The 20,056-nt window shown below is 68.2% G+C and carries 18 protein-coding genes and 1 tRNA gene; 7 read left to right on the forward strand and 12 right to left on the reverse strand.

The features are described 5' to 3' along the window. Nucleotides 1-78: 78 nt before the first annotated feature. Nucleotides 79-1,608 (forward strand): aldehyde dehydrogenase, encoded by a 1,530-nt coding sequence (adh, locus tag ACFWP0_RS11520; RefSeq protein ID WP_377842101.1) that lies wholly within the window; start codon nucleotides 79-81, stop codon nucleotides 1,606-1,608. 67 nt (nucleotides 1,609-1,675) lie between these two features. Next, nucleotides 1,676-2,053, forward strand: a complete 378-nt coding sequence (locus tag ACFWP0_RS11525; RefSeq protein ID WP_377842103.1) for a DUF779 domain-containing protein — start codon at nucleotides 1,676-1,678, stop codon at nucleotides 2,051-2,053. Nucleotides 2,054-2,235: 182 nt separating this feature from the next. Here ACFWP0_RS11525 and ACFWP0_RS11530 read toward each other — a convergent pair whose 3' ends face one another. From ACFWP0_RS11530 to ACFWP0_RS11540, 3 genes are read right to left on the reverse strand one after another with little or no spacing between them, the layout of a single operon-like run. After that, nucleotides 2,236-2,418 carry a hypothetical protein gene (locus tag ACFWP0_RS11530; protein ID WP_377842104.1) on the reverse strand — a complete coding sequence of 61 codons (183 nt, stop codon included), beginning with the start codon at nucleotides 2,416-2,418 and terminating at the stop codon, nucleotides 2,236-2,238. 43 nt (nucleotides 2,419-2,461) lie between these two features. Next, complete coding sequence (locus ACFWP0_RS11535) at nucleotides 2,462-3,112, reverse strand: 2-hydroxychromene-2-carboxylate isomerase (protein WP_377842106.1); 651 nt, start codon at nucleotides 3,110-3,112, stop codon at nucleotides 2,462-2,464. Between the two features lie 26 nt (nucleotides 3,113-3,138). Next, entirely contained in the window at nucleotides 3,139-3,348 is a 210-nt protein-coding gene (locus ACFWP0_RS11540; RefSeq protein ID WP_377842108.1) for a DUF2917 domain-containing protein, read from the reverse strand. A gap of 171 nt (nucleotides 3,349-3,519) precedes the next feature. Between ACFWP0_RS11540 and ACFWP0_RS11545 the strand changes: the two genes are divergently transcribed. Beyond that, the gene (locus ACFWP0_RS11545; RefSeq protein WP_377842110.1) at nucleotides 3,520-4,437 is read left to right on the forward strand and encodes a LysR substrate-binding domain-containing protein; all 918 of its coding nucleotides are present in this window, start codon (nucleotides 3,520-3,522) and stop codon (nucleotides 4,435-4,437) included. Nucleotides 4,438-4,459: 22 nt separating this feature from the next. Here the strand turns inward: ACFWP0_RS11545 and selD are convergent, their stop codons facing one another. Then, entirely contained in the window at nucleotides 4,460-5,521 is a 1,062-nt protein-coding gene (selD, locus tag ACFWP0_RS11550; protein ID WP_377842111.1) for a selenide, water dikinase SelD, read from the reverse strand. 139 nt (nucleotides 5,522-5,660) lie between these two features. Here selD and ACFWP0_RS11555 point away from each other — a divergent pair, with 139 nt between their 5' ends. Both ACFWP0_RS11555 and ACFWP0_RS11560 read left to right on the forward strand, forming a co-directional pair. After that, entirely contained in the window at nucleotides 5,661-6,758 is a 1,098-nt protein-coding gene (locus tag ACFWP0_RS11555) for a transglutaminase-like domain-containing protein (RefSeq protein ID WP_377842113.1), read from the forward strand. Nucleotides 6,759-6,781: 23 nt separating this feature from the next. After that, entirely contained in the window at nucleotides 6,782-7,321 is a 540-nt protein-coding gene (locus tag ACFWP0_RS11560; RefSeq protein ID WP_377842115.1) for a redoxin domain-containing protein, read from the forward strand. A 147-nt stretch (nucleotides 7,322-7,468) separates the two neighbouring features. Here the strand turns inward: ACFWP0_RS11560 and ACFWP0_RS11565 are convergent. From ACFWP0_RS11565 to fdnG, 7 genes are all read right to left on the reverse strand, one after another. Continuing rightward, nucleotides 7,469-7,561: transfer RNA gene (locus ACFWP0_RS11565), tRNA-Sec, on the reverse strand. Between the two features lie 12 nt (nucleotides 7,562-7,573). Beyond that, nucleotides 7,574-9,520 carry a selenocysteine-specific translation elongation factor gene (gene selB / locus ACFWP0_RS11570; RefSeq protein WP_377842116.1) on the reverse strand — a complete coding sequence of 649 codons (1,947 nt, stop codon included), beginning with the start codon at nucleotides 9,518-9,520 and terminating at the stop codon, nucleotides 7,574-7,576. Beyond that, on the reverse strand, nucleotides 9,517-10,947 hold the full coding sequence (gene selA, locus ACFWP0_RS11575) for an L-seryl-tRNA(Sec) selenium transferase (RefSeq protein WP_377842118.1): 1,431 nt from the start codon (nucleotides 10,945-10,947) through the stop codon (nucleotides 9,517-9,519). The genes selB and selA overlap by 4 nt, the downstream gene beginning before the upstream one ends. Nucleotides 10,948-10,950: 3 nt before the next feature. Beyond that, on the reverse strand, nucleotides 10,951-11,883 hold the full coding sequence (fdhE, locus tag ACFWP0_RS11580) for a formate dehydrogenase accessory protein FdhE (protein WP_377842120.1): 933 nt from the start codon (nucleotides 11,881-11,883) through the stop codon (nucleotides 10,951-10,953). A 125-nt stretch (nucleotides 11,884-12,008) separates the two neighbouring features. After that, the gene (locus tag ACFWP0_RS11585) at nucleotides 12,009-12,641 is read right to left on the reverse strand and encodes a formate dehydrogenase subunit gamma (protein WP_377842122.1); all 633 of its coding nucleotides are present in this window, start codon (nucleotides 12,639-12,641) and stop codon (nucleotides 12,009-12,011) included. After that, a complete protein-coding gene (gene fdxH / locus ACFWP0_RS11590) occupies nucleotides 12,634-13,533 on the reverse strand; it encodes a formate dehydrogenase subunit beta (protein WP_377842123.1) in 900 nt (299 codons plus the stop codon). The genes ACFWP0_RS11585 and fdxH overlap by 8 nt, the downstream gene beginning before the upstream one ends. Nucleotides 13,534-13,542: 9 nt before the next feature. Then, nucleotides 13,543-16,611 carry a formate dehydrogenase-N subunit alpha gene (gene fdnG / locus ACFWP0_RS11595; protein ID WP_377842125.1) on the reverse strand — a complete coding sequence of 1,023 codons (3,069 nt, stop codon included), beginning with the start codon at nucleotides 16,609-16,611 and terminating at the stop codon, nucleotides 13,543-13,545. 301 nt (nucleotides 16,612-16,912) lie between these two features. On the opposite strand from fdnG, the gene ACFWP0_RS11600 reads away from it, so the two are divergent. Both ACFWP0_RS11600 and ACFWP0_RS11605 read left to right on the forward strand, forming a co-directional pair. Then, nucleotides 16,913-18,415, forward strand: a complete 1,503-nt coding sequence (locus ACFWP0_RS11600) for a DUF1254 domain-containing protein (RefSeq protein ID WP_377842344.1) — start codon at nucleotides 16,913-16,915, stop codon at nucleotides 18,413-18,415. Between the two features lie 77 nt (nucleotides 18,416-18,492). Beyond that, the gene (locus tag ACFWP0_RS11605) at nucleotides 18,493-19,002 is read left to right on the forward strand and encodes an acyl-CoA thioesterase (protein ID WP_377842345.1); all 510 of its coding nucleotides are present in this window, start codon (nucleotides 18,493-18,495) and stop codon (nucleotides 19,000-19,002) included. A gap of 45 nt (nucleotides 19,003-19,047) precedes the next feature. Here ACFWP0_RS11605 and ACFWP0_RS11610 read toward each other — a convergent pair whose 3' ends face one another. Then, nucleotides 19,048-20,055, reverse strand: coding sequence for a sterol desaturase family protein (locus ACFWP0_RS11610; protein WP_377842126.1), 1,008 nt, complete (start codon nucleotides 20,053-20,055; stop codon nucleotides 19,048-19,050). Between the last annotated feature and the right edge of the window lies 1 nt (nucleotide 20,056).

Genomic DNA, 20,056 nt, shown 5'->3' on the forward strand with positions numbered 1-20,056 from the left:
ATGCCCCGACTGGCACGCCTCTTGCTTGATATGGGACAGGCAGCCGACTGCCGCTATCCCACAATATCGGAGACAAGCATGGACATCGCGACCCGCGTTACCCCGGACACCTATGGCACGCGCCTGGACCTCAAGACGCAGTACGACAACTTCATCGACGGAAAGTGGCAGAAGCCGGCGGACGGCGAGTACTTCGACAACGTCACCCCGGTGACCGGCCAGACCCTGACGCGCAACGCCCGGTCCAAGGAGCGCGACATCGACCTGGCGCTGGACGCCGCGCACCGCGCCGCGCCCAAATGGGGTTCGACCCCGGCCGCCGAGCGCGCACGCATGCTGATGCAGATCGCGGACGTGATGGAAGCCAACCTGGAACGCCTGGCCACGGCGGAAACCTGGGACAACGGCAAGCCCATCCGCGAAGCCCGCGCCGCCGACATCCCGCTGGCGATCGACCACTTCCGCTACTTCGCCTCGTGCATCCGCAGCCAGGAGGGCGGACTGTCCGAGATCGACCACGACACGGTGGCCTATCACTTCAATGAACCGCTGGGCGTGGTCGGCCAGATCATCCCTTGGAACTTCCCCATCCTGATGGCCGCGTGGAAGCTCGCGCCGGCGCTGGCGGCGGGCAACTGCGTCGTGCTCAAGCCCGCGGAGCAGACGCCGCTGGGCATCCTGCTGCTGATGGAACTGATCGGCGACATCCTGCCCCCGGGCGTGGTGAACGTGGTCACGGGCTTTGGCCTGGAAGCCGGCAAGCCGCTGGCCTCCAGCAAGCGCATCGCCAAGATCGCCTTCACCGGCGAAACCACCACCGGCCGGCTCATCATGCAGTACGCCTCCCAGAACATCATCCCGGTCACCCTGGAACTGGGCGGCAAATCGCCCAACATTTTCTTTGCGGACGTGGCCGCGCAGGACGACGACTTCCTGGACAAGGCCGTCGAAGGCTTCGTCATGTTCGCGCTCAACCAGGGCGAAGTGTGCACCTGCCCCAGCCGCGCGCTGATCCAGGAATCCCTCTACGACAAGTTCATGGAACGCGCCTTGAAGCGCGTGGCGGAGATCAAGCAGGGCAACCCGCTGGACGCGGACACCATGCTGGGCGCCCAGGCGTCCACCGAGCAGCTCGAAAAAATCCTGTCCTACCTGGACATCGGCAAGCAGGAAGGCGCCGACGTGCTGGCCGGCGGTTCGCGCGCCCAGCTGCAGGGCGGGCTGGAAGGCGGCTACTACGTGCAGCCCACGGTGTTCAAGGGCCACAACAAGATGCGCGTGTTCCAGGAGGAAATCTTCGGGCCGGTGGTGGCGGTGACGACCTTCAAGGACGCCGACGATGCACTTGCGCTTGCCAACGACACGCTCTACGGGCTGGGCGCGGGCGTGTGGTCGCGCGACGCCAACACCTGCTATCGGATGGGCCGCGCCATCAAGGCCGGCCGCGTGTGGACCAACTGCTATCACGCCTACCCGGCGCATGCGGCGTTCGGCGGCTACAAGCAATCCGGCATCGGACGCGAGAACCACAAGATGATGCTCAATCACTACCAGCAAACGAAGAACCTGCTGGTGAGCTATTCGCCGAAGAAGCTGGGTTTCTTCTGATCCGCCTTGCGCGGCAACCCCGCGCGCCGGGCCTTGCCGGCCCGGCGCGCCAGCCAGGAATCCCGCTATGCCAGAGCACACGCCACGCGTGGTCGCGACCGACGAGGCGCGCCACCTGATCGATACCTTGCGCGCCAAGCACGGCCCGCTGATGTTCCACCAGTCGGGCGGCTGCTGCGACGGCAGCTCGCCCATGTGCTATGCGCTGGGCGAATTCATGGTGGGCGGCTCGGACGTGCTGCTGGGCGAACTGGAAGGCTGCCCGTTCTACATGGGCGAGGACCAGTTCGCATACTGGGAGCACACCCAGCTCATCATCGACGCCGTGCCGGGACGCGGCGGCGCCTTTTCGCTGGACAGCGCGGAAGGCAAGCGCTTCCTGCTGCGGTCGAGGCTGTACTCGGACGATGAGTGGGCGAACGTGGCGCCGGTGACGAAGGGGTGAATCCGCGCAGCGCCTGGCTCTGCGGGTGTCGGTGTCTCCCGGTGTCTGACACCCGTGGCGGGTGTCTGCCGGTGTCGGTGTCTCCCGGTGTCTGACACCCAGGGCATGTCCACTCAGGCTTGAGGTCATATCCACGGGTGTCAGACACCGGGAGACACCGACACCGGCAAAGCCAGACTGTGTCAGACACCGCCCCCACGCTTGCCCCTGACTGCGGACTTGGGCAGGCCGTCGTCCTGCGCGTCGGGGCGGTCGGCCTGCTTCCATTGGAAGGACACCCGGCGGATGCGGGCCGCGCGGAATTGGGTGAACGAACGGCCGCCCGGCATGGGCGCGCCGCGATAGGCGCTGCTTGCGTTTTTCATTGCGGGTGCTGCGTTGACGAGAAAACTTGCGGTGCGATGGCGGTCAGGCGCGCCGGGCCGGCGGCCATGCGCTGGCGGGCGCCACGCGGCGCGTCCAGTCCAGCGCGTCTTCCAGGCGGTCGTTGCCCCAGAACATTTCGCCGTCCACAAAAAAGGTGGGCGCGCCGAACAGGCCCAGGTTGCGCGCGCGGTCCACCTGGCGGCGCAGCGCTTCCTTGGCGGCTTCGGACTTGCCGCGGGCGATCAGCGCGTCGGCATCCAGCGACAGGCCGGTCAGCAGCTCATGCACGACGTCTTCGGCCTGGATGTCCTGGTCGTGCTGGAAATTGGCGCGGAACACCGCCACGCAGAAGTCGCGGCCCCAGGGCTCGTCCTGGCCCAGCAGCGCGATGCGCGCGGGCAGCACGCTCATGCGCGGAAAGAGGCGCGGGCGGTTGTAGACCAGTCCATACTTCTCGGCCAGGCGGGCGATGTCGCGCATCATGTAGGCGCCCTTGCCGGGAAAGAGCCGGAACGGCGTGTCGTTCCATCCCTGGGCCTGGAAGATCGGGCCCAGCAGAAAGGGCCGCAGGTCGACCCGCACGCCCGCCGCCTGCGCAAGGCCGTCGATACGCTCGATCGCCAGGTAGCTGTAGGGGCTGGCGAAATCGAACCACATTTCGATGCGGGGCGAATCGGGCAAGGACGCGGTCATCACAGAACTCCGGGTGGCCTGCAGGACTAGGAAAGTAGCGCGACCTGCGCATCCGGCAGGCCGCTGAGGACGACGTCGCGATTGCTGCCGACGGTAATGGACTCGCCGGCCTGAAGCACGCTGTCATCGAAGCGGCGGTATTCGGATATCCACAAGGTGCCGGCGCGACACACGATGCGGACGCCCGAAGCGCGCTTGAGCAGCATAGTCGACCCGCCGGCCAAACGGAATGACATTCCCGCAGTGCAACATAACTGGATCATGGCGTACCCTCCGGCCGCGGCAGCGGCTATCGCGGCGGATGGCCGGGATTTGCGTCCCCGTCACCCATCGTCTGAGTCATATTGGACGCCTCGTCGTACTATTGCTCAAGCGACATTTCCGTCCGACACGCATGAGTTTTAAGAATGTCATATCCGCTGGCGAAGCTTCCGCCGCTTGATCTCGTCCGAGGCTTTGTCGCCGTCGGCCGCCGCATGAGCATCACGCTGGCGGCGCAGGACTTGCACGTGACGCAGTCGGCTGTCAGCCGCCAGATCCGGGCGCTGGAGGCGCACCTGGGCGTGCTGCTGCTGGTTCGCGGATTCCGCAGCGTGTCGTTCACCTCGGAAGGCGCGCAGCTGTTCCGCATGGCCGACGTCTGGCTGAGCCAGCTGGGCGACCTGACCGAACAGCTGCGCGCGCCCGAGCGGCGCACTCCCGTCACCGTCACCACCACCATCGGCGTGGCCTCGCTGTGGCTGCTGCCGCGGCTGGGCGACTTCCAGGCGGCCTATCCGAACATCGATGTGCGCGTGGCGGCCGACAACCGGCTCATCGACATCGACCGCGAGAGCGTGGACATCGCGATCCGCTACAGCGTGCGAGACACCGTGCCCGACGGCGCGGCCTGGCTGTTCGGGGAAGCGGTGGTGCCCGTGGCGCACCCGTCGCTCAAGGCGCGCGAGCTGGACGCGCGCGAACTCCAGCGCCACGTGCTGCTGGAATTCGACGATCCGACGCGGCCGTGGCTGCAGTGGTCGGAATGGCTGAATGCGCGCGGCCTGGGCCGCGTGCGCGCCAAGGGCATGTTGCGCTTTAACCAGTACGACCAGATCGTGCATGCCGCGCTGGCGGGCCACGGCATCGCGCTGGGCAGGCTGGCGCTGATCGCGCCCATGCTGGCGGACAAGCGGCTGGAGATCGTCGGAGACCAGGCGGCCAGCGCCACCGAGCATGCCTATTGGCTGGTGCGCAACGCGCGCCGCAGCACGCCGGACGCCGACGTCGTCACGCAATGGCTGATGGAGCAGGCGGCGGCCACCGCGCGCGACCTGACCGGCTGACGCGCGAACGCCTGCGCGGGTCTCAGTCGACCCGCACCTGCGCCTCGCCGGCCGCCATCTCGCCGATCACCGCGGCCTGGTCAAAGCCCTGGCTGCGGAACAGGTCCAGCACCGCCGCCGCGGCTTCCGGCGCGCAGGACACCAGCAGGCCGCCCGAGGTCTGCGGATCGGTCAGCAGCGCGCGCTGCGTGTCGGAGACGCCCGCGCCCAGATGCACGGATTCTCCGTACGAGGCCCAGTTGCGCCCCGACGCGCCCGTCATCACGCCCTGCCCTGCAAACGCCTGCACGCCCGGCAGCCAGGGCAGCGCTTGCAGCCGCAGGCGGGCCGTGAGCTTCGCGCCGCGCGCCATCTCCAGCGCATGGCCCAATAGGCCGAAGCCCGTCACGTCGGTCATGGCGTGCACGCCGTCCATCGCGGCCAGCGCCGGCCCCGGCCGGTTCAGGCGGGTCGTCGTGTCGATCATCACCCGATAGCCGGCGTCGTCCAGCAGGTTCTTCTTCAGCGCCGCCGACAGGATGCCCACGCCCAGGCCCTTGCCCAGTATCAGCACATCGCCCGCGCGAGCATCCGCGTTGCGCTTGATCCGCGCCGGGTGCGCCAGCCCCATCGCCGCCAGGCCGTAGATGGGCTCGACGGAATCGATGCTGTGGCCGCCGGCCACCGGAATGCCGGCATCCGCGCACACGGACTCGCCCCCGCGCAGGATGTCCGCGATGACGCCGTGCGGCAGCACATTGATCGGCATGCCGACGATGGCCAGCGCCATGACGGGCGTGCCGCCCATGGCGTACACGTCCGACAGCGCATTCGTCGCCGCGATGCGGCCGAAGTCGAATGGGTCGTCCACGATGGGCATGAAGAAGTCGGTGGTGGCGATAAGCGCCTGCTCGTCGTTGAGCCGGTACACCGCCGCGTCGTCGGCCGTCTCGGTGCCCACCATCAGGTTCGGGTGGCTGGCCGAGGGACCGAAGCGCGCCAGCAGGGCCGACAGCACGCCGGGCGCGATCTTGCAGCCGCAGCCTCCGCCATGGGAAAGCGAGGTCAAGCGCGGCACGTCCGTGGACGCAACATCCTGGGTCATCTCAGTCTCCGTCGGGTCAGTCGAAAAAGGATAGCACCGGCCCCGGAATTGGCCCTATGATGAATCGCAGCATGCAGCAACGGACGGCCGCCCGGCTCCGGGCGCACCGACAGCCAATCTTCACCGTGCGTGAGGGCTTATGGACCGCCGACACTTTCTCCGTTTCTCGGGCGCCCTGTGCGCCGCCAGCGCGGCGCCCCATGCCGCGCGCGCCCAGCAGGCGCCCGTCAACGCCGGCTGGCGCGCCTTTGAACTGACCACCGACATCAGCGTGAAGGATCCCGGCGCCCACGCGCGCATCTGGATCCCGGTGCCCTACGCCACCGACACGTCCTACCAGCGCGGCGTGCAGAACACCTGGCAGGTCAGCGGCGGCGGCGCCGCGCAGCTGATGCAGGCGCCGGGCTACGGCGTGCAGATGCTGGCCGTGCAATGGCCCGACGCGCAAGCGCCGCGCAACGTCACCATGACCAGCCGCTTCCAGACTCGCAACCGCCGGGTGGACCTGACCCAGCCTCCGCCCGCCGACGCCGGCCTCGAAAGCCCCGCGGCCCTGCGCGAATTCCTCAAGCCCACCGCGCTGCTGCCCACCGACGGCATCGTCAAGACCACCGCCGACCAGATCACCCGCGGCCACCAGGGCGACCTGGCCCGCGCCCGCGCCATCTACGCATGGGTCGTGGAAAAAACCTGCCGCACCGCCTCCACCCGCGGCTGCGGCGTCGGCGACGTGCGCTACATGCTCACCGCCAACGACCTGAACGGCAAATGCGCCGACATCAACGCGCTGTTCGTCGCGCTGGCTCGCGCCGCCGGCATCCCCGCGCGCGACGCCTACGGCCTGCGCGTGGCCAGCTCCGAACTGGGCTACAAGAGCCTGGGCAAGGCCGGCGACGTCACCAAGGCGCAGCACTGCCGCGCCGAGTTCTACGCCGCCGGCTACGGCTGGATTCCCGTGGACCCCGCCGACGTGCGAAAAGTCATGCTCGAAGAGCCGCCTGGCGACCTGCCCCTGACCGACGCCAAGGTGCGCGCCGCGCGCGTCATGCTGTTCGGCGCCTGGGAAATGAACTGGGTCGCCTACAACCACGGCCACGACGTCGCCCTGCCCGGCGCCGCGCACGGCCCCGTGCCCTTCCTGATGTACCCCAACGGCGAAACCTCCGCCGGCCGCCTGGACAGCCTGGACCCCGACGCCTTCAGCTACAAGCTCGCCGCAAAGCCCATTCCCATCTGATCTCATCCGCGGAGGGACCCGCCTTGATCAGCCGCCGCCGCCTCCTGCAATCCGGCCTGTCGCTGGCGGCCCTGCCCCTCTGGGCCCGGGCCGCCAGCGACTCCGCCCTCAAGACCGCCACCGGCCCCGACTGGGCCCCCTGGACCGCCCCCACTCCCCCGCTGATCCTGCCGGACCTCTCCGGCCGCGTGCAAAAACTCTCTGCCTGGCGCGGCAACGTCGTCATCGTCAGCTTCTGGGCGACCTGGTGCGACCCCTGCCGCGACGAAATCCCCGTCATGTCCACCATGGCCAAGCGCCACCGCGAAGAAGGCCTGCGCCTGATCGCGGTGAACGTCGGCGAATCGCAGGCAAAGATCTCCGCCTTCCTTGCGAAATGGCCCGTCGCCGGCACGGTCCTGCACGACCGCAACAGCGCCGCATCAAAGAAGTGGGAAGCGATAGGACTGCCCGCCAACTACCTGGTGGACCGCGCCGGAACGGTCAGGTACTGGCACCTGGGCGAACTGGATTGGAAGTCGACCCGCGTGAGCAGCGTGGTGACGAGAATGCTGCGCGCCTGAGGCGCCGGGGCAATGCACCGCGCAAGGTGCACACATGCCAGGCACGCAGTTTTTTCTAGCAGCCCCAAAGCCGCAGGCGGCAGAAGAACCCAGCCACGCCCGCGCGCAGGCAGCCGGCAGCCCCCTGCATCCCAAAAAAGAACCCGGCGGAAGGCAGCAGGAGTCGAACCTACCTGGGAACGTCTGACGCCCCCAACTGGGTTTGAAGCCCAGCCGTGCCGCCGGGCACGAATGCCTTCCGTGGCAGCCCGCCTATGATACCGGCTCGCCCGCTCCCTGCGTCGCCGCATAAGCGCTATCGGCGCGCAGCACATGCGCATCCCGCACCCGCCGCGTATACCCGACCCGATCAAAGAACTCCAGAATCTGGATCGCCCGCTTACGCCCCAACCCCGTCGCGTCCCGGAACACCGCCGCATTCAACCCCGCCGGCTGCGCAGCCAGCCCCGCCGCCAGCCCCGCCAGCGCCCGCACCCGATCCCGGTGATAGAACAGATCCTTCACCACCTGCGCCACCTCCCCGCGCCGCAGCAATTTGCGCAGCAGCTGCCGCACGCGGTCCTCCGGCTCATCCAGCACCCGCGCCAGATCCCGCACCCAGGGCGGATCAAACGCCCCCTCGTCCAGCAGCGGCAGCAGCCGCCCCGCCAGCGCCGACTCCGCCTCGGCCAGCGTCGACGTATGCGCCGGAAAATGCAGCCACGGACCATTGCGCACAATGCGGCCATCGCGCTGCAGGTCATCCAGCGCCGACCCCCAAAGCGCATCCGGCCCCACCGGCATCGCCATCCGGCGCAGCCGCGCGCTGTCCGGGCCTGGCTCGTCCGGCGCCCCCTGATGGAAGGCCTCCAACGCTTGCTCCACCCGTGCCCGCAACGCATCCCACTGCGCGCCCAGGATCAGCGTGCGCGGCGCCTGCGCATTGCGCGGCTCGACCCACAACGCCCCATGAGGCGCCGCGATCTCAGCCATCGGCCTGCCCGTCAGGCGCTGCAACGCGGCCTCGTCCAGCCCCAGCGGCGCATGCTCCAGCACCGGATGCAGGCCGCCGCCGTCCAGCATGTCCGACAGCGCCTGCAGGCCCTGCATCCGCGACGCCGCGCGCCGCTTGCGGTCAGGTGCGTTCGGATCCAGCACCCGGCCGCCGCCCACCGTGCGCGTCGCCTGCGCATTGCGCACGATGTAGCGGTCGCCCGGCATCGCGCAAACGGGTTCATCGAACACCAGCTGCACCCAGCCCGACTGCCCCGGCGCCAGCGACTCCGCGCTGATCGGCACCACGTGCGCCACATGGCGCGCCGCGCCGAGGTGCACATGCAGCGGCGCCCAGGCGCGCACCGGCGCATCGGCCGACGGCAGCAAGGTCAACGCCACATCCACATGCCGCGATGGCAGAAAGCAGCGCGCATCCGCGATCCAGTCGCCGCGCGCGATCGCGCTCTTGTCGATGCCCGCCAGATTCAAGGCGCAGCGCTGGCCGGCCGCGCCCGTCTCGCTGGGCTGGTTCTGCGCATGGATGCTGCGCACCCGCACCCGCGTGCCCGCGGGCATCAGCCGCAGATCCGCCGCGTCGTCGCCCGCCCGCGCCTGGCCCGCGTGCGCCGTGCCGGTCACCACCGTCCCATGGCCCGCCAGCGTGAACACGCGGTCCACCGCCAGCCTGAACAGGCCCGTCGCATCGCGCTGCCTCAAGGCCTGGGCCTGCCCGTGCAGATAGGATTTCAATTCCGCCACGCCCGCGTCGCCGGCCTGCGATGCGCTTGCGGCGTACACCGGCGCGCCCTCCAGGAACGTGCCCTCTGTCAGCGCCGCGATCTCGGCGCGAACGGCCGCCTGTTGCGCGGCGTCAGCGCGGTCGGCCTTGGTCAGCGCCACGGCGCCCCGCGCCACGCCCAGCATCGACAGGATGGCCAGGTGCTCGCGCGTCTGCGGCATGACCCCGTCGTCGGCCGCCACCACCAGCAGGCCGAAATCGATGCCGCTGGCGCCGGCCGCCATCGTGTGCACCAGCTTCTCGTGGCCGGGCACGTCGATAAAGCCCAGCACGTCGCCATTGGCCAGCGGCGTGTACGCATAGCCCAGCTCGATGGAAATGCCGCGCGCCTTCTCTTCCTTGAGCCGGTCGGTGTCCACGCCCGTCAAGGCGCGCACCAGCGTGGTCTTGCCGTGGTCGATATGGCCCGCTGTCCCGACGATCATGCCAGCGGCTCCGCCAGCTGGCCGGCAAAGGCCGCTTCGTCGCGCGCTTCCAGACAGCGCAGGTCCAGCCACAGGGCATCGTCCGCGATGCGGCCGATGACGGGCGTGGGCAAGCCTCGCAGCAGCGTCTCCAGCTTGTCCAGATGGCGTCCCGGACGGCCGCGGCCCGCGTAGCGCACGGCCAGGCCAAAGCTGGGCAGCTGGTCGACCGGCAAGGCGCCGCTGCCGATCTGGCTGAACATCGGCACCGCCTCCACCGCGTAGCTGGGGCCGGCGGCATGCGCCAGCGCGCCGCGCAGCCGTTCTGCTTGCGGCTGGATGTCGCGCTGCGGCCGGGTCAGCAGACGCAGCGTGGTCAGGCGCTGGGCCAGGAACTCCGGCGCGCGGTACAGGCCCAGCACGGGTTCCAGCGCGGCCAGCGTCAGCTTGCCGACGCGCAGCGCGCGCTTGAGCGGATTCTTCTTGATCTTGCGGATCAGGTCGGCCCGCCCCACCAGCAGGCCGGCTTGCGGGCCGCCCAGCAGCTTGTCGCCGCTGAAGGTGACCAGATCGGCGCCGGCGGCGATGGTCTCGCGCACGGTGTCTTCCTTGGGCAGCCCGAACTGCGTCAGGTCCACGAGCGTGCCGCTGCCCAGGTCCACGGTGGCGGGCACGCCATGCGCATGCGCCAGCGCGGCCACCTCGGCCACGCCGACGCTCTTGGTAAAGCCGGTGACGGCGTAGTTGCTGCAATGCACTTTCATCAGCATCGCGGTGCGCGGACCGAGGGCGGCTTCGTAGTCGGCCGCATGCGTGCGGTTGGTGGCGCCGACTTCGACGAGCTTGGCGCCCGCGCGCTTCATGATGTCCGGGATGCGGAAGGCGCCGCCGATCTCGACCAGCTCGCCGCGCGACACCACGACCTCGCGGCGGTCCGCCAGCGCGTTGAGCATCAGCAGCACGGCGGCGGCATTGTTGTTGACCACGGTGGCCGCCTCGGCGCCCGTCAGCTCGCACAGCAGGTCGTCGATCAGCTCGTCGCGGTCGCCGCGGCCGCCGGTATCCAGGTCGAACTCCAGGTTGGCAGGCGAACTCAGCGCGCGCAGCACCGACGCCACCGCCTCGTCGGGCAGCAAGGCCCGGCCCAGGTTGGTGTGCAGCACCGTGCCGGTCAGGTTGTAGACGGCGCGCAGCCGCGGCCGGGACGCCTCGCCCAGGGCCTCGGTTGTGCGCGCCGCCACCGCGGCCGCCTCCAGTTCGCGGCGCGGCAGCTTGCCTTCCCGCGCGCGCTGGCGCAGCGCGTCCAGGTCGCGGCGCAAGGCCGCGACCACCTGGGTGCGGCCGTGGGCGTCCAGCGCGGGGCGCAGCGCCTCGGCGTTAAGCAGGCGGTCCAGCGAAGGGATGTCGGACGCGACGGCCAGGGCGGCATCGGACGGATTGTCTGCCATCCCCTAGTCCTCGGCGCCATGCCACAGCAGCGGATTGCCGCTGGACCGCGAATAGCCGGCTTCGCCCACCAGCACGTCCAGCATCAGGCTGGCCAGGTCGTCGGCCACCGGCTCCACGTACAGGTCCTTGTCCTGGTAGAAGATCTTGCGGTAGGTGTGGCAGTGGTCGCAGGTTTCCGCCTTGATGGCGGGCGAGCGGCCTTCGATGGCCTGGTACGCGACCTTTTCCACGTCCTCGCAGTGCGAGCACTTCACGCGCACCATGTGCCACTGCGTCGAGCAAAGGCTGCAGCACAGGTAGCGGTAGCCTTCGTACTGGCCGCCCACGCGGACGATGCTGGCGACGGGCAGGCTGGCGCATACCGGGCACACGCCGAAAGGGCTTGCGACCGGCAGCTGCTTTGCGTCGTAGCGGCTGGCCAGGTCCGTCCAGTAGACCTGCAGGGCCGCCATCACGAAGGGCGCGGCGGCGCTGTCCACGCCCTGGTCCTGCTCGGCCAGCACGGCTTCGGCCAGGTCCTCGATCGACTCCGGGTCTTCGTCCACGGCGCGGCGCAGCGCGGCGCAGACCTCGACGGCTTCGGCGGGCACGCCCTGGATCCGCGCAACGTCATCCACGAGCTGGGCCAGGATGCGCCGCCACAAGGGGTCGCGCGGCCAGCCCACGGCCTGCAGGGGCGGCATGCCATGCGCCTGGGCAAGCGAAATGCGGTCTTCGGACGCCTCGGGCGCCGCGCAGTCCTTCAGGGCGCGGTGCTGGGCGTCGACCAGATGCGCCATCAGCAGCAGATAGTCGGCCACCGGGCTGTCGGCCGCGAGCTGGCGCAAGCGGGCCGCGCGCGCCGCGAAGACGGACGCGCGTTCCGGCAGCGTGACGCGGGGAATGACGTTGTGGTCTAGCGCTTCGATTTCGCCGCGCGGAAGAATTCGCTGCAATTGCGTCTCCAGAGAAACAAACACGGCTGCCAGCCTCCGGAAGAGGATAGCAGCCGTGCGATCGGTACAGGCGGGCCCAGGAAAAAAGGGCCGCTAGGGGAATGGAGCACCCGCGCCGCGCGGGCCTATTTCTTCACCTGCTCCCGGAACCAGGCGCGATGGTGCTTCCACGCCCAGCCGGCGGTGACATAGCCGCGCAGCATTGCCGTCAACGAACCCTTTACCCAGATCGCCGCGTAAATATGCACAATGATCGCGCAAATCAGCACCAGCGCACAAACCGCGTGCAGCACCGAGGCGGCGCGGACAACCCAGATCGGGAAGTAGAACGCGAAGTACTCGCGCCAGATCACGATGCCGCTGACGAACAGGCCCAGCATGCACAGGATCAGCACATAGAACAGCAGCTTCTGGCCGGCGTTGTACTTGCCGACTTCGGGCAGCTTTTCCTCGCGGTTCTCGACCACGTCGTTGAGCTGCCTGAGCCATTGGCGGTCCGCTTTCGTCAGGAGGTTGTGCCGCCACATATGGCCGGCGAACACGACGAAGCAGACGAACATCACCAGCCCGATGAACGGATGCAGGATCCGCGTCCAGGGACCGCCCCCGAACAAATGCGACAGCCAGTACATGGAGGGATGGAACAGCGCCAGCCCGGACAGCGCCAGCAGGATGAACGTGAAGGCGATGATCCAGTGGTTGGTGCGCTCGCCCGGCGAGTAGCGCCTGATCTGGCGATAGCGGCGGTCTTCACTCATGGCGCACCTCCTCTTCGGCCCGGCGCTCGTCTTCCTCGGTCACCTCGTTGCGGCCCACGCGGGCGTAGTGGAAGAAGCCCGCCAGCGCGGTCAGCGCCATCATGGCCAGGCCCAGCGGCTTGGCCAGCCCCTTCCACACGGACACCATGGGGCTGATCTGCGGATCCGCGGGCAATCCGTGATACAGCCCGGGCTGGTCGGCATGATGCAGCACATACATGACGTGGGTGCCGCCCACGCCCGCCGGGTCGTACAGGCCCGCCTGCTCGAAGCCGCGCGACTTCAGGTCCTCGATGCGTTCGGCGGCGTGCTGGTGCATGTCGTCCTTGGTGCCGAAGACGATGGCGCCGGTGGGACAGGCCTTGACGCATGCGGGCTCCATGCCGACCGCCACGCGGTCGGAGCACAGCGTGCACTTGTACGCCTTGTGGTCTTTCTTGGAGATGCGCGGCACGTTGAACGGACAGCCGGTGATGCAGTAGCCGCAGCCGATGCAGTTTTCCTCGTGGAAGTCGACGATGCCGTTGGTGTACTGGATGATGGCGCCCGGCGAGGGACAGGCCTTCAGGCAGCCCGGATCCTCGCAGTGCATGCAGCCGTCCTTGCGGATCAGCCATTCCAGGTCGCCGGCCGGATTCTCGAATTCCGAGAAGCGCATGACGGTCCAGGAATGCTCGGTCAGGTCGGCCGGATTGTCGTAGTAGCCCACGTTGAAGCCGACCTCGTCGCGCAGATCGTTCCACTCCAGGCAGGCGCTTTGGCAGGCCTTGCAGCCGATGCACTTGGAGACGTCGATCAGCTTGGCCACCGAGCCCGTGACGGGTTCGCGGATGCTGGGCGAGGGCGTGGTCGTGGCGGAGCGCCGCCGGATGTCTAGGGATTGCATGGACATGTCGGTCTCCTAAGCCCGCTCGACCTTCACCAGGAACGACTTGAATTCCGGAGTCTGGGAATTGCCGTCGCCCACGAATGGCGTCAGGGTATTGGTGAGAAAGCCCGGTCTGGCCAGGCCCACGAAGCCCCAGTGGATGGGAATCCCGACCTGATGCACCGTCTTGCCTTCGATGGTCAGGGCGCGCAGGCGCTTGGTGACCAGCGCCACCGCCTTGATGTAGCCGCGGTTGGACGACACCTTCACGCGAGACCCGTTGGGAATGCCCAATTCCGTGGCCAGCGCCTCGCCGATCTCCACGAATTGCTCGGGCTGGAGAATGGCGTTGATGCGGACGTTCTTGGTCCAGTAGTGGAAGTGCTCCGTCAGGCGGTAGGTCGTGGCTACATGCGGGAAATTCTCCACGGTGCCCATCGCCGCCAGGTCGTCCTTGAAGACGCGCGCGGCCGGATTGCTGGTGACGCCCTTGGCCTTCGGATGCAGCGGGTTGTAGCCCAGCGGATTCTCGAAGGGTTCGTAGTGTTCCGGGAACGGACCTTCGGCCATGCCCGCGCGGGCAAAGAAGCGCGCCACGCCTTCCGGGTTCATGATGAACGGGCCCATGCCGCCGTCGGGGTTCTCGTCGCCCTTGAAGTCGGGGATGTCCGCGCCCGCCCAGATCTTGCCATTCCACGAGATGACGCTGCGGCGCGGGTCGAAGGGCTTGCCGGACACATCGCAGGAGGCGCGGTTGTACAGGATGCGGCGGTTGGCCGGCCATGCCCAGGCCCAGCTCAGGGTCTGGCCGATGCCGGTGGGGTCGCTGTTGTCGCGGCGCGCCATCAGGTTGCCGCCCGGCCCCCAGGCTCCGGCATAGACCCAGCATCCGCTGGCCGTGGAGCCGTCATCGCGCAGTTCCGCAAAGCCCGCAAGCTGCTGCCCGCCCTTGCGCATGACCTTGGCGGGGTCCGCGGGGTCGGCCAGGTCCACCAGCGCCGTGCCCGTGTATTCCTTGGCCAGCTCCTCGGCCGAGGGATTCTGCGGGTTGGAATAGGGCCATGACAGGTTGACGATGGGATCGGGGTACTTGCCGCCCTCATCCTGGTACATCTTGCGCAGGCGCGTGAAGATCAGCGCCATGATTTCAATGTCGCTCTTGGCTTCGCCCGGGGGCTCCGCGCCCTTCCAGTGCCATTGCAGCCAGCGTCCGGAGTTCACCAGCGCGCCCTCTTCCTCGGCAAAGCAGGTGGTGGGCAGGCGGAAGACCTCGGTCTGGATCTTCGACGGATCCACATCGTTGGCTTCGCCGGCGTTGCGCCAGAACTCGGAGGTCTCGGTGACGAGCGGGTCCATGATGACCAGGAACTTCAGCTTGGCGAAGCCGTCGTTCAGCTTGGCCTTGTGCGGCGCCGCCGCCAGCGGGTTGAAGCCCTGCGCGATGTAGCCGTTCATCTTGCCGTGGACCATGAGCTCGTAGACCTGCAGCATGTCGTAGAGCTTGTCCAGCTTGGGCAGGTAGTCGAACGCCCAGTTGTTCCCGGCCGTGGCCGCGCTGCCCCACCAGGCCTTCATCAGGCTCACGTGGAACCTGTGGTAGTGCTGCCAGTAGCTGAGCTGGTTGGGCCGCAGGGGCTTGAGCGTGCGCGTCTCGATGTACTTGGCGTAGTCCTGCTCGGGTTCGTTGGGCAGCGTCAGGTAGCCCGGCAGCAGGTTCGACATCAGGCCCAGGTCGGTCAGGCCCTGGATGTTCGAGTGCCCGCGCAGCGCGTTCATGCCGCCGCCGGCGATGCCGATGTTGCCCAGCAGCAGCTGCACCATCGCCCCGGTGCGGATGATCTGCGATCCGATGGAATGCTGCGTCCAGCCCAGCGCGTACAGGATGGTGGCGGCGCGGTTGGTGGCGGCGGTGGACGCCAGCATGTCGCACACCTTCAGGAACTTGTCCTTGGGCGTGCCGCAGACGCGCTCGACCATGTCTTCGGTGTAGCGCGAATAGTGCTTCTTCAGAAGCTGGTAGACCGTCCGCGGATGCTGCAGCGTGGGGTCCGTCTTGACGAAGCCGTCCTCGCCGCGCTCGTAGTCCCAGCTTTCCTTGTCGTAGCTGCGCTTTTCGGCGTTGTAGCCGGAGTACAGGCCCGCGTCGAACGTGAAGTCCTCGCGCACGATGAAGGAAAAGTCGGTGTAGTTGCGCACGTACTCGTGCTGGATCTTGTCGTTGTCCAGCAGGTACTTGATGACGCCGCCCAGGAAGATGATGTCGGTGCCGGTCCGGATGGGCGCGTAGAAATCCGCCACGGACGCCGAGCGCGTGAAGCGCGGATCCACGACGATCAGCTTCGCCTTGTTATGGGCTTTCGCTTCCGTGACCCATTTGAACCCGCAGGGGTGGGCCTCGGCGGCATTGCCGCCCATGATCAACACTACGTCCGCGTTCTTGATGTCGACCCAATGGTTCGTCATCGCTCCACGGCCAAACGTCGGGGCAAGACCTGCCACCGTCGGGCCATGTCAGACACGGGCTTGATTGTCGAACGCCAGCATCCCCATGCTGCGCACGGTCTTGTGCGTGATGTAGCCCACCTCGTTGCTGCTTGCCGAGGCGGCCAGCATGCCGGTGGTCAGCCACCGGTTGACCGTCTTGCCGTCCGCGGTCTTCTCGACGAAGTTCGCGTCGCGGTCGGCCTTCATGAGCTTGGTGATGCGGGTCAGGGCGTCGTCCCACGACATCCGCACCCATTTGTCCGATCCGGGCGCCCGGTATTCCGGGAACTTCAGGCGGTTGGGGCTGTGGATGAAGTCGATCAGGGCAGCGCCCTTCGGACAGAGTGTGCCGCGGTTGACCGGGTGGTCGGGGTCGCCCTCGATGTGCATGATGCTGGCGCGGGCGTTCTTGGAGCCGTCGCCCAGACCGTACATCAGCAAGCCACAGGCGACCGAACAGTAGGGACAGGTGTTGCGCGTTTCAGTCATGCGCGCAAGCTTGAACTGGCGCACTTCGGCCATGGCCGTACCGGGGGCAGCCCCCAGCAATGCCAGGCTGGAGCCCGCGAGTGTCGCACCGGTCACCTTGAAGAACTGGCGGCGATTCATGTTGACCATGAAGCACTCCTCTCCGGGTGTATGAAGGAAGCCGGACCTGCCAAAGCGAAAAGCCCTACGGCCTCCGAGGGTTCGCAAGCCAGTATATGCCTGCAATCGTGCAGGCGCCATGCCTCTTCGGACTGGGTTTTTGACCAGGAGGAAGGAATTTGACGGCAAAATCAGCGTTTTTCGCGGATTTTGAAGCATGGCGGCGCTGCTACCATTGCTCGCCGCCCGCGTGTATCCCGGCCAGCTCCTGGCCCCGGGACGCCGCGCGAACCGGCCGTCCCTTGTTTCCCGCATGACCGTTGGAGCGCCGATGCGCCGCTTTGCCCGCCTGGCCCTGTCCCTGTCGCTTGCCGCCCTGGCGTCGGCGCCCCCGGCCGCCGTCCATGCCGCGCCCGCCGCGATGACGCCGGCCGCCGCCGCCACCGAGGCGGCCTATCAGGCGGCCATGGAGGGGTATCTCTATTTCTACCCCCTGGTCACCATGGACCTGACCCGGCGCCAGTTCACCCACCCCGCGCAAGGGGCGCAAGGAGCGCCGGCCAACGCCTTCCTGCACGGGCGCACGCTGCCCCGGCCGGGCGCGGCCACGCCCTGGGCCAATCCGGACATGCTGCGCAGCGTCGCCTGGCTGGACCTGACGGCGGGCCCCGTCGTGCTGTCCGCGCCCGACACGCAGGGCCGGCTCTACACGCTGACGCTGCTGGACATGTGGACGGACGTGTTCGCCACGCTGGGCGCGCGCAGCACCGGCACTAGCCGGGGCAATACCGTGATCGTGCCGCCGGGCTGGACGGGCGTCCTGCCGTCCGGCATGCCGCGCATCGACGCGCCCAGCGCCCATGTCTGGGCGAAGAACCTGATCCAGGCGGGCGCGGCGGACTACGCCGTGGTCAATACCTTGCAGGACGGCTTCGTCCTGACCCCGCTGGCGCAGTGGAACCTGCCGGCGCAGGCGCAGCGCGTGAAATCGGATCCCTCGCTGGAGCTTGCGATCCCGGTGCGCGAACAGGTGGAATCCATGCCCACCGACGCCTTCTTAACCTACGCCGCCGAGCTGCTGCGCAAGCACCCGCCGCACGCGACGGACCAGCCCGTGCTGGCCAAGCTGCGGCGCGTGGGGTTCATACCCGGCCGCACCTTCGATTTCGACAAGCTCGACCATCCCGCCAAGCAAGGCTTGCGCCGAGGCGTGCGGGCCGCGCGCGAACGCATGGAAGCCGCGGCGGGCGGCAGCCTGCGCGGGGTGAACGGCTGGCAGCAGGAAACCGCCAGCATCGGCGTCTACGGCAATTCCTATCTGCGGCGCGCGCTGGCCGCCCAGGCGCAGCCGGGCGCCGGCCTGCCCGACGACCTGACGGTGCTGCTGCTGGCCACCGACAGCCAGGGCGCCCTGCTCGACGGCGCGCACCGCTACGCGCTGCGCTTTGAAAGCGGCCAGTTGCCGCCCACGGATGCGCTGTGGTCGCTGGCGGCCTATGACGGCCAGGGCATGCCCGTGGCGAATCCGTTGAACCGCTACGCGCTGGGCAGCCGCGATCCGCTGCGCTACAACGCCGACGGCTCGCTGGACCTGGTCATCAGCAACGCCGCGCCCGCGCCCGAGGAACAGGCCAACTGGCTGCCCGTGCCGGCGTCCGGCCCCGTGGGCGTGCTGCTGCGCGTGTACGCGCCGCGTCCCACGCTGCTGGATGGATTGTGGACGCCGCCCGCCGTGCGGCGGGACGAACCGGAGGCGGCCGCCCCGCAGGACGCGCCGGCCGAGGCGCCCGCCGCCGAACCCGCACCCGCGGCCGCCGATGCGAAGAAACCCTGAACCGCGCGCTGATGACGGCGCCATGACAGGCGCCAGCCGCTACCATAGGCGTTTTATTCATGAATGAGCCGCCCGCCATGGACGACGCCTTTAGCCACCAATTGTCGATGACCATCCTGATGACGCCAGACATGGCGAATTTCTCGGGAAACGTACACGGCGGAACCATCCTCAAATACCTGGACCAGGTGGCCTACGCCTGTGCCAGCCGGTACGCCGGCCAATATGTGGTGACGCTGTCCGTCGACCAGGTCGTGTTCCGCGAACCCATCCACGTGGGCGAGCTGGTGACCTTCCTCGCGGCGGTGAACTACACGGGCCGCACCTCGATGGAAATCGGCATCAAGGTGGTCACCGAGGACATCCGCAAGAAACTGGTGCGCCACACCAACAGCTGCTACTTCACGATGGTGGCGGTGGACGAGCATGGCGCCCCCACGGCGGTGCCGCCCCTGGAGCCCCGCACGCTGGAAGAGAAGCAGCGCGTCAAGGCGGCCGGCCTGCGCCGCGAGCTGCGCCAGGAGATGGAGCGCCGGCACGGCGAGATCAAGCGCGAGACCACGCACGACGCGCCGCCGGACGCCTGAAGGGCGCAGCCGCATGAAAAACGGGCCTGTGCAGGCCCGTTTTTCTTATGCGCTTTCGATGCCCGCGGGAGGCTTGGGCGGCGCTGCGGCAGGCTCGCGGTCGCGGCCCGCCAGGCGCTTGATGCCCAGCCATTGCTGCGACCAGAAGCTGCGGCCGTAGTCGCGTCCGCCCAGTTCCGACTGCTGGTCGTGGATGCCCGTGGGGCCGTAGCCCACGCCGAAGCGGGCGGAGCGGAACAGCACGTCCCAGATGGGGAACAGCGCGGCGAAGTTGTAGCCGCCGGCCGGGCCCGGCGACGAGGCGTCGTAGGCGATGGAATGGTGATGCCGGTGAAAGCGCGGGCTGACCAGCAGGCGCTCGCCCAACGCGCCGAAATGCAGGCGCAGGTTGGCGTGCGAAAAACTCTGCGCGAGCTGGGTGATCGCCACCACCATCACGAACTGCGCGGGCGGCACGCCCACCAGCTGCGACACGAACACGATCAGCACATCGCGCAGCATGTCGTCCAGCAAATGGTTGCGGTCGTCGCTCCAGATGGTCATCTGGCGCTGGCTGTGATGCACGGCGTGCAGCGCCCAGAGCCAGCCGAAGCGGTGCTGGGCCCGATGGTAGAAATAGTCCACCGCGTCGAACAGCAGCAGGTAGATGATCAGGCTGACCCAGGCCTTGTCCGTCACGCCGGGCCAGTACTGGTCCAGCTGGAACGGCGCGAAGCCCCAGATGTGCAGCTGGCCGAAGACGCTGTCCCAGAACGGATCGATCGTGAAGAACAGCACGAGCCGGAACACGCCCAGCCGGTGGATCAGCGTGTACAGCACGTCGATGCCGATCTGGCGGCGGTCGGTGACGGGCTCCACGGGCCGCAGCCGCTGCAGGGGGCCGAACACCAGCACCAGCACGGCGACCTGCAGCAGGCCCACCAGCAGCCACATGGTCGCGTCGTAGCCGTCTTCGATGAAGTTGCTCATGCCCAGGTGGAACAGCGCGGGCTGAATCGCCGTCTCGAAGAGCCATTGCTGGCACTCCCCGAAGAGTTGACTAAGCGTATCCATG

The organism is Achromobacter sp. NPDC058515 (assembly GCF_042721735.1).
GTDB lineage: Bacteria > Pseudomonadota > Gammaproteobacteria > Burkholderiales > Burkholderiaceae_B > Achromobacter.

What these genes read in the sequence shown, in the direction of transcription:
- ACFWP0_RS11555 (WP_377842113.1), top strand. Translation starts at nt 5,661, where the DNA reads ATGGACCGCCGACACTTTCTCCGTTTCTCGGGCGCCCTGTGCGCCGCC.
- ACFWP0_RS11525 (WP_377842103.1), top strand. Translation starts at nt 1,676, where the DNA reads ATGCCAGAGCACACGCCACGCGTGGTCGCGACCGACGAGGCGCGCCAC.
- selD (WP_377842111.1), bottom strand. Translation starts at nt 5,521, where the DNA reads ATGACCCAGGATGTTGCGTCCACGGACGTGCCGCGCTTGACCTCGCTT.
- ACFWP0_RS11605 (WP_377842345.1), top strand. Translation starts at nt 18,493, where the DNA reads ATGGACGACGCCTTTAGCCACCAATTGTCGATGACCATCCTGATGACG.
- ACFWP0_RS11530 (WP_377842104.1), bottom strand. Translation starts at nt 2,418, where the DNA reads ATGAAAAACGCAAGCAGCGCCTATCGCGGCGCGCCCATGCCGGGCGGC.
- selB (WP_377842116.1), bottom strand. Translation starts at nt 9,520, where the DNA reads ATGATCGTCGGGACAGCGGGCCATATCGACCACGGCAAGACCACGCTG.
- ACFWP0_RS11540 (WP_377842108.1), bottom strand. Translation starts at nt 3,348, where the DNA reads ATGTCATTCCGTTTGGCCGGCGGGTCGACTATGCTGCTCAAGCGCGCT.
- selA (WP_377842118.1), bottom strand. Translation starts at nt 10,947, where the DNA reads ATGGCAGACAATCCGTCCGATGCCGCCCTGGCCGTCGCGTCCGACATC.
- adh (WP_377842101.1), top strand. Translation starts at nt 79, where the DNA reads ATGGACATCGCGACCCGCGTTACCCCGGACACCTATGGCACGCGCCTG.
- ACFWP0_RS11585 (WP_377842122.1), bottom strand. Translation starts at nt 12,641, where the DNA reads ATGAGTGAAGACCGCCGCTATCGCCAGATCAGGCGCTACTCGCCGGGC.
- ACFWP0_RS11545 (WP_377842110.1), top strand. Translation starts at nt 3,520, where the DNA reads ATGTCATATCCGCTGGCGAAGCTTCCGCCGCTTGATCTCGTCCGAGGC.
- ACFWP0_RS11610 (WP_377842126.1), bottom strand. Translation starts at nt 20,055, where the DNA reads ATGGATACGCTTAGTCAACTCTTCGGGGAGTGCCAGCAATGGCTCTTC.
- ACFWP0_RS11535 (WP_377842106.1), bottom strand. Translation starts at nt 3,112, where the DNA reads ATGACCGCGTCCTTGCCCGATTCGCCCCGCATCGAAATGTGGTTCGAT.
- fdxH (WP_377842123.1), bottom strand. Translation starts at nt 13,533, where the DNA reads ATGTCCATGCAATCCCTAGACATCCGGCGGCGCTCCGCCACGACCACG.
- ACFWP0_RS11600 (WP_377842344.1), top strand. Translation starts at nt 16,913, where the DNA reads ATGCGCCGCTTTGCCCGCCTGGCCCTGTCCCTGTCGCTTGCCGCCCTG.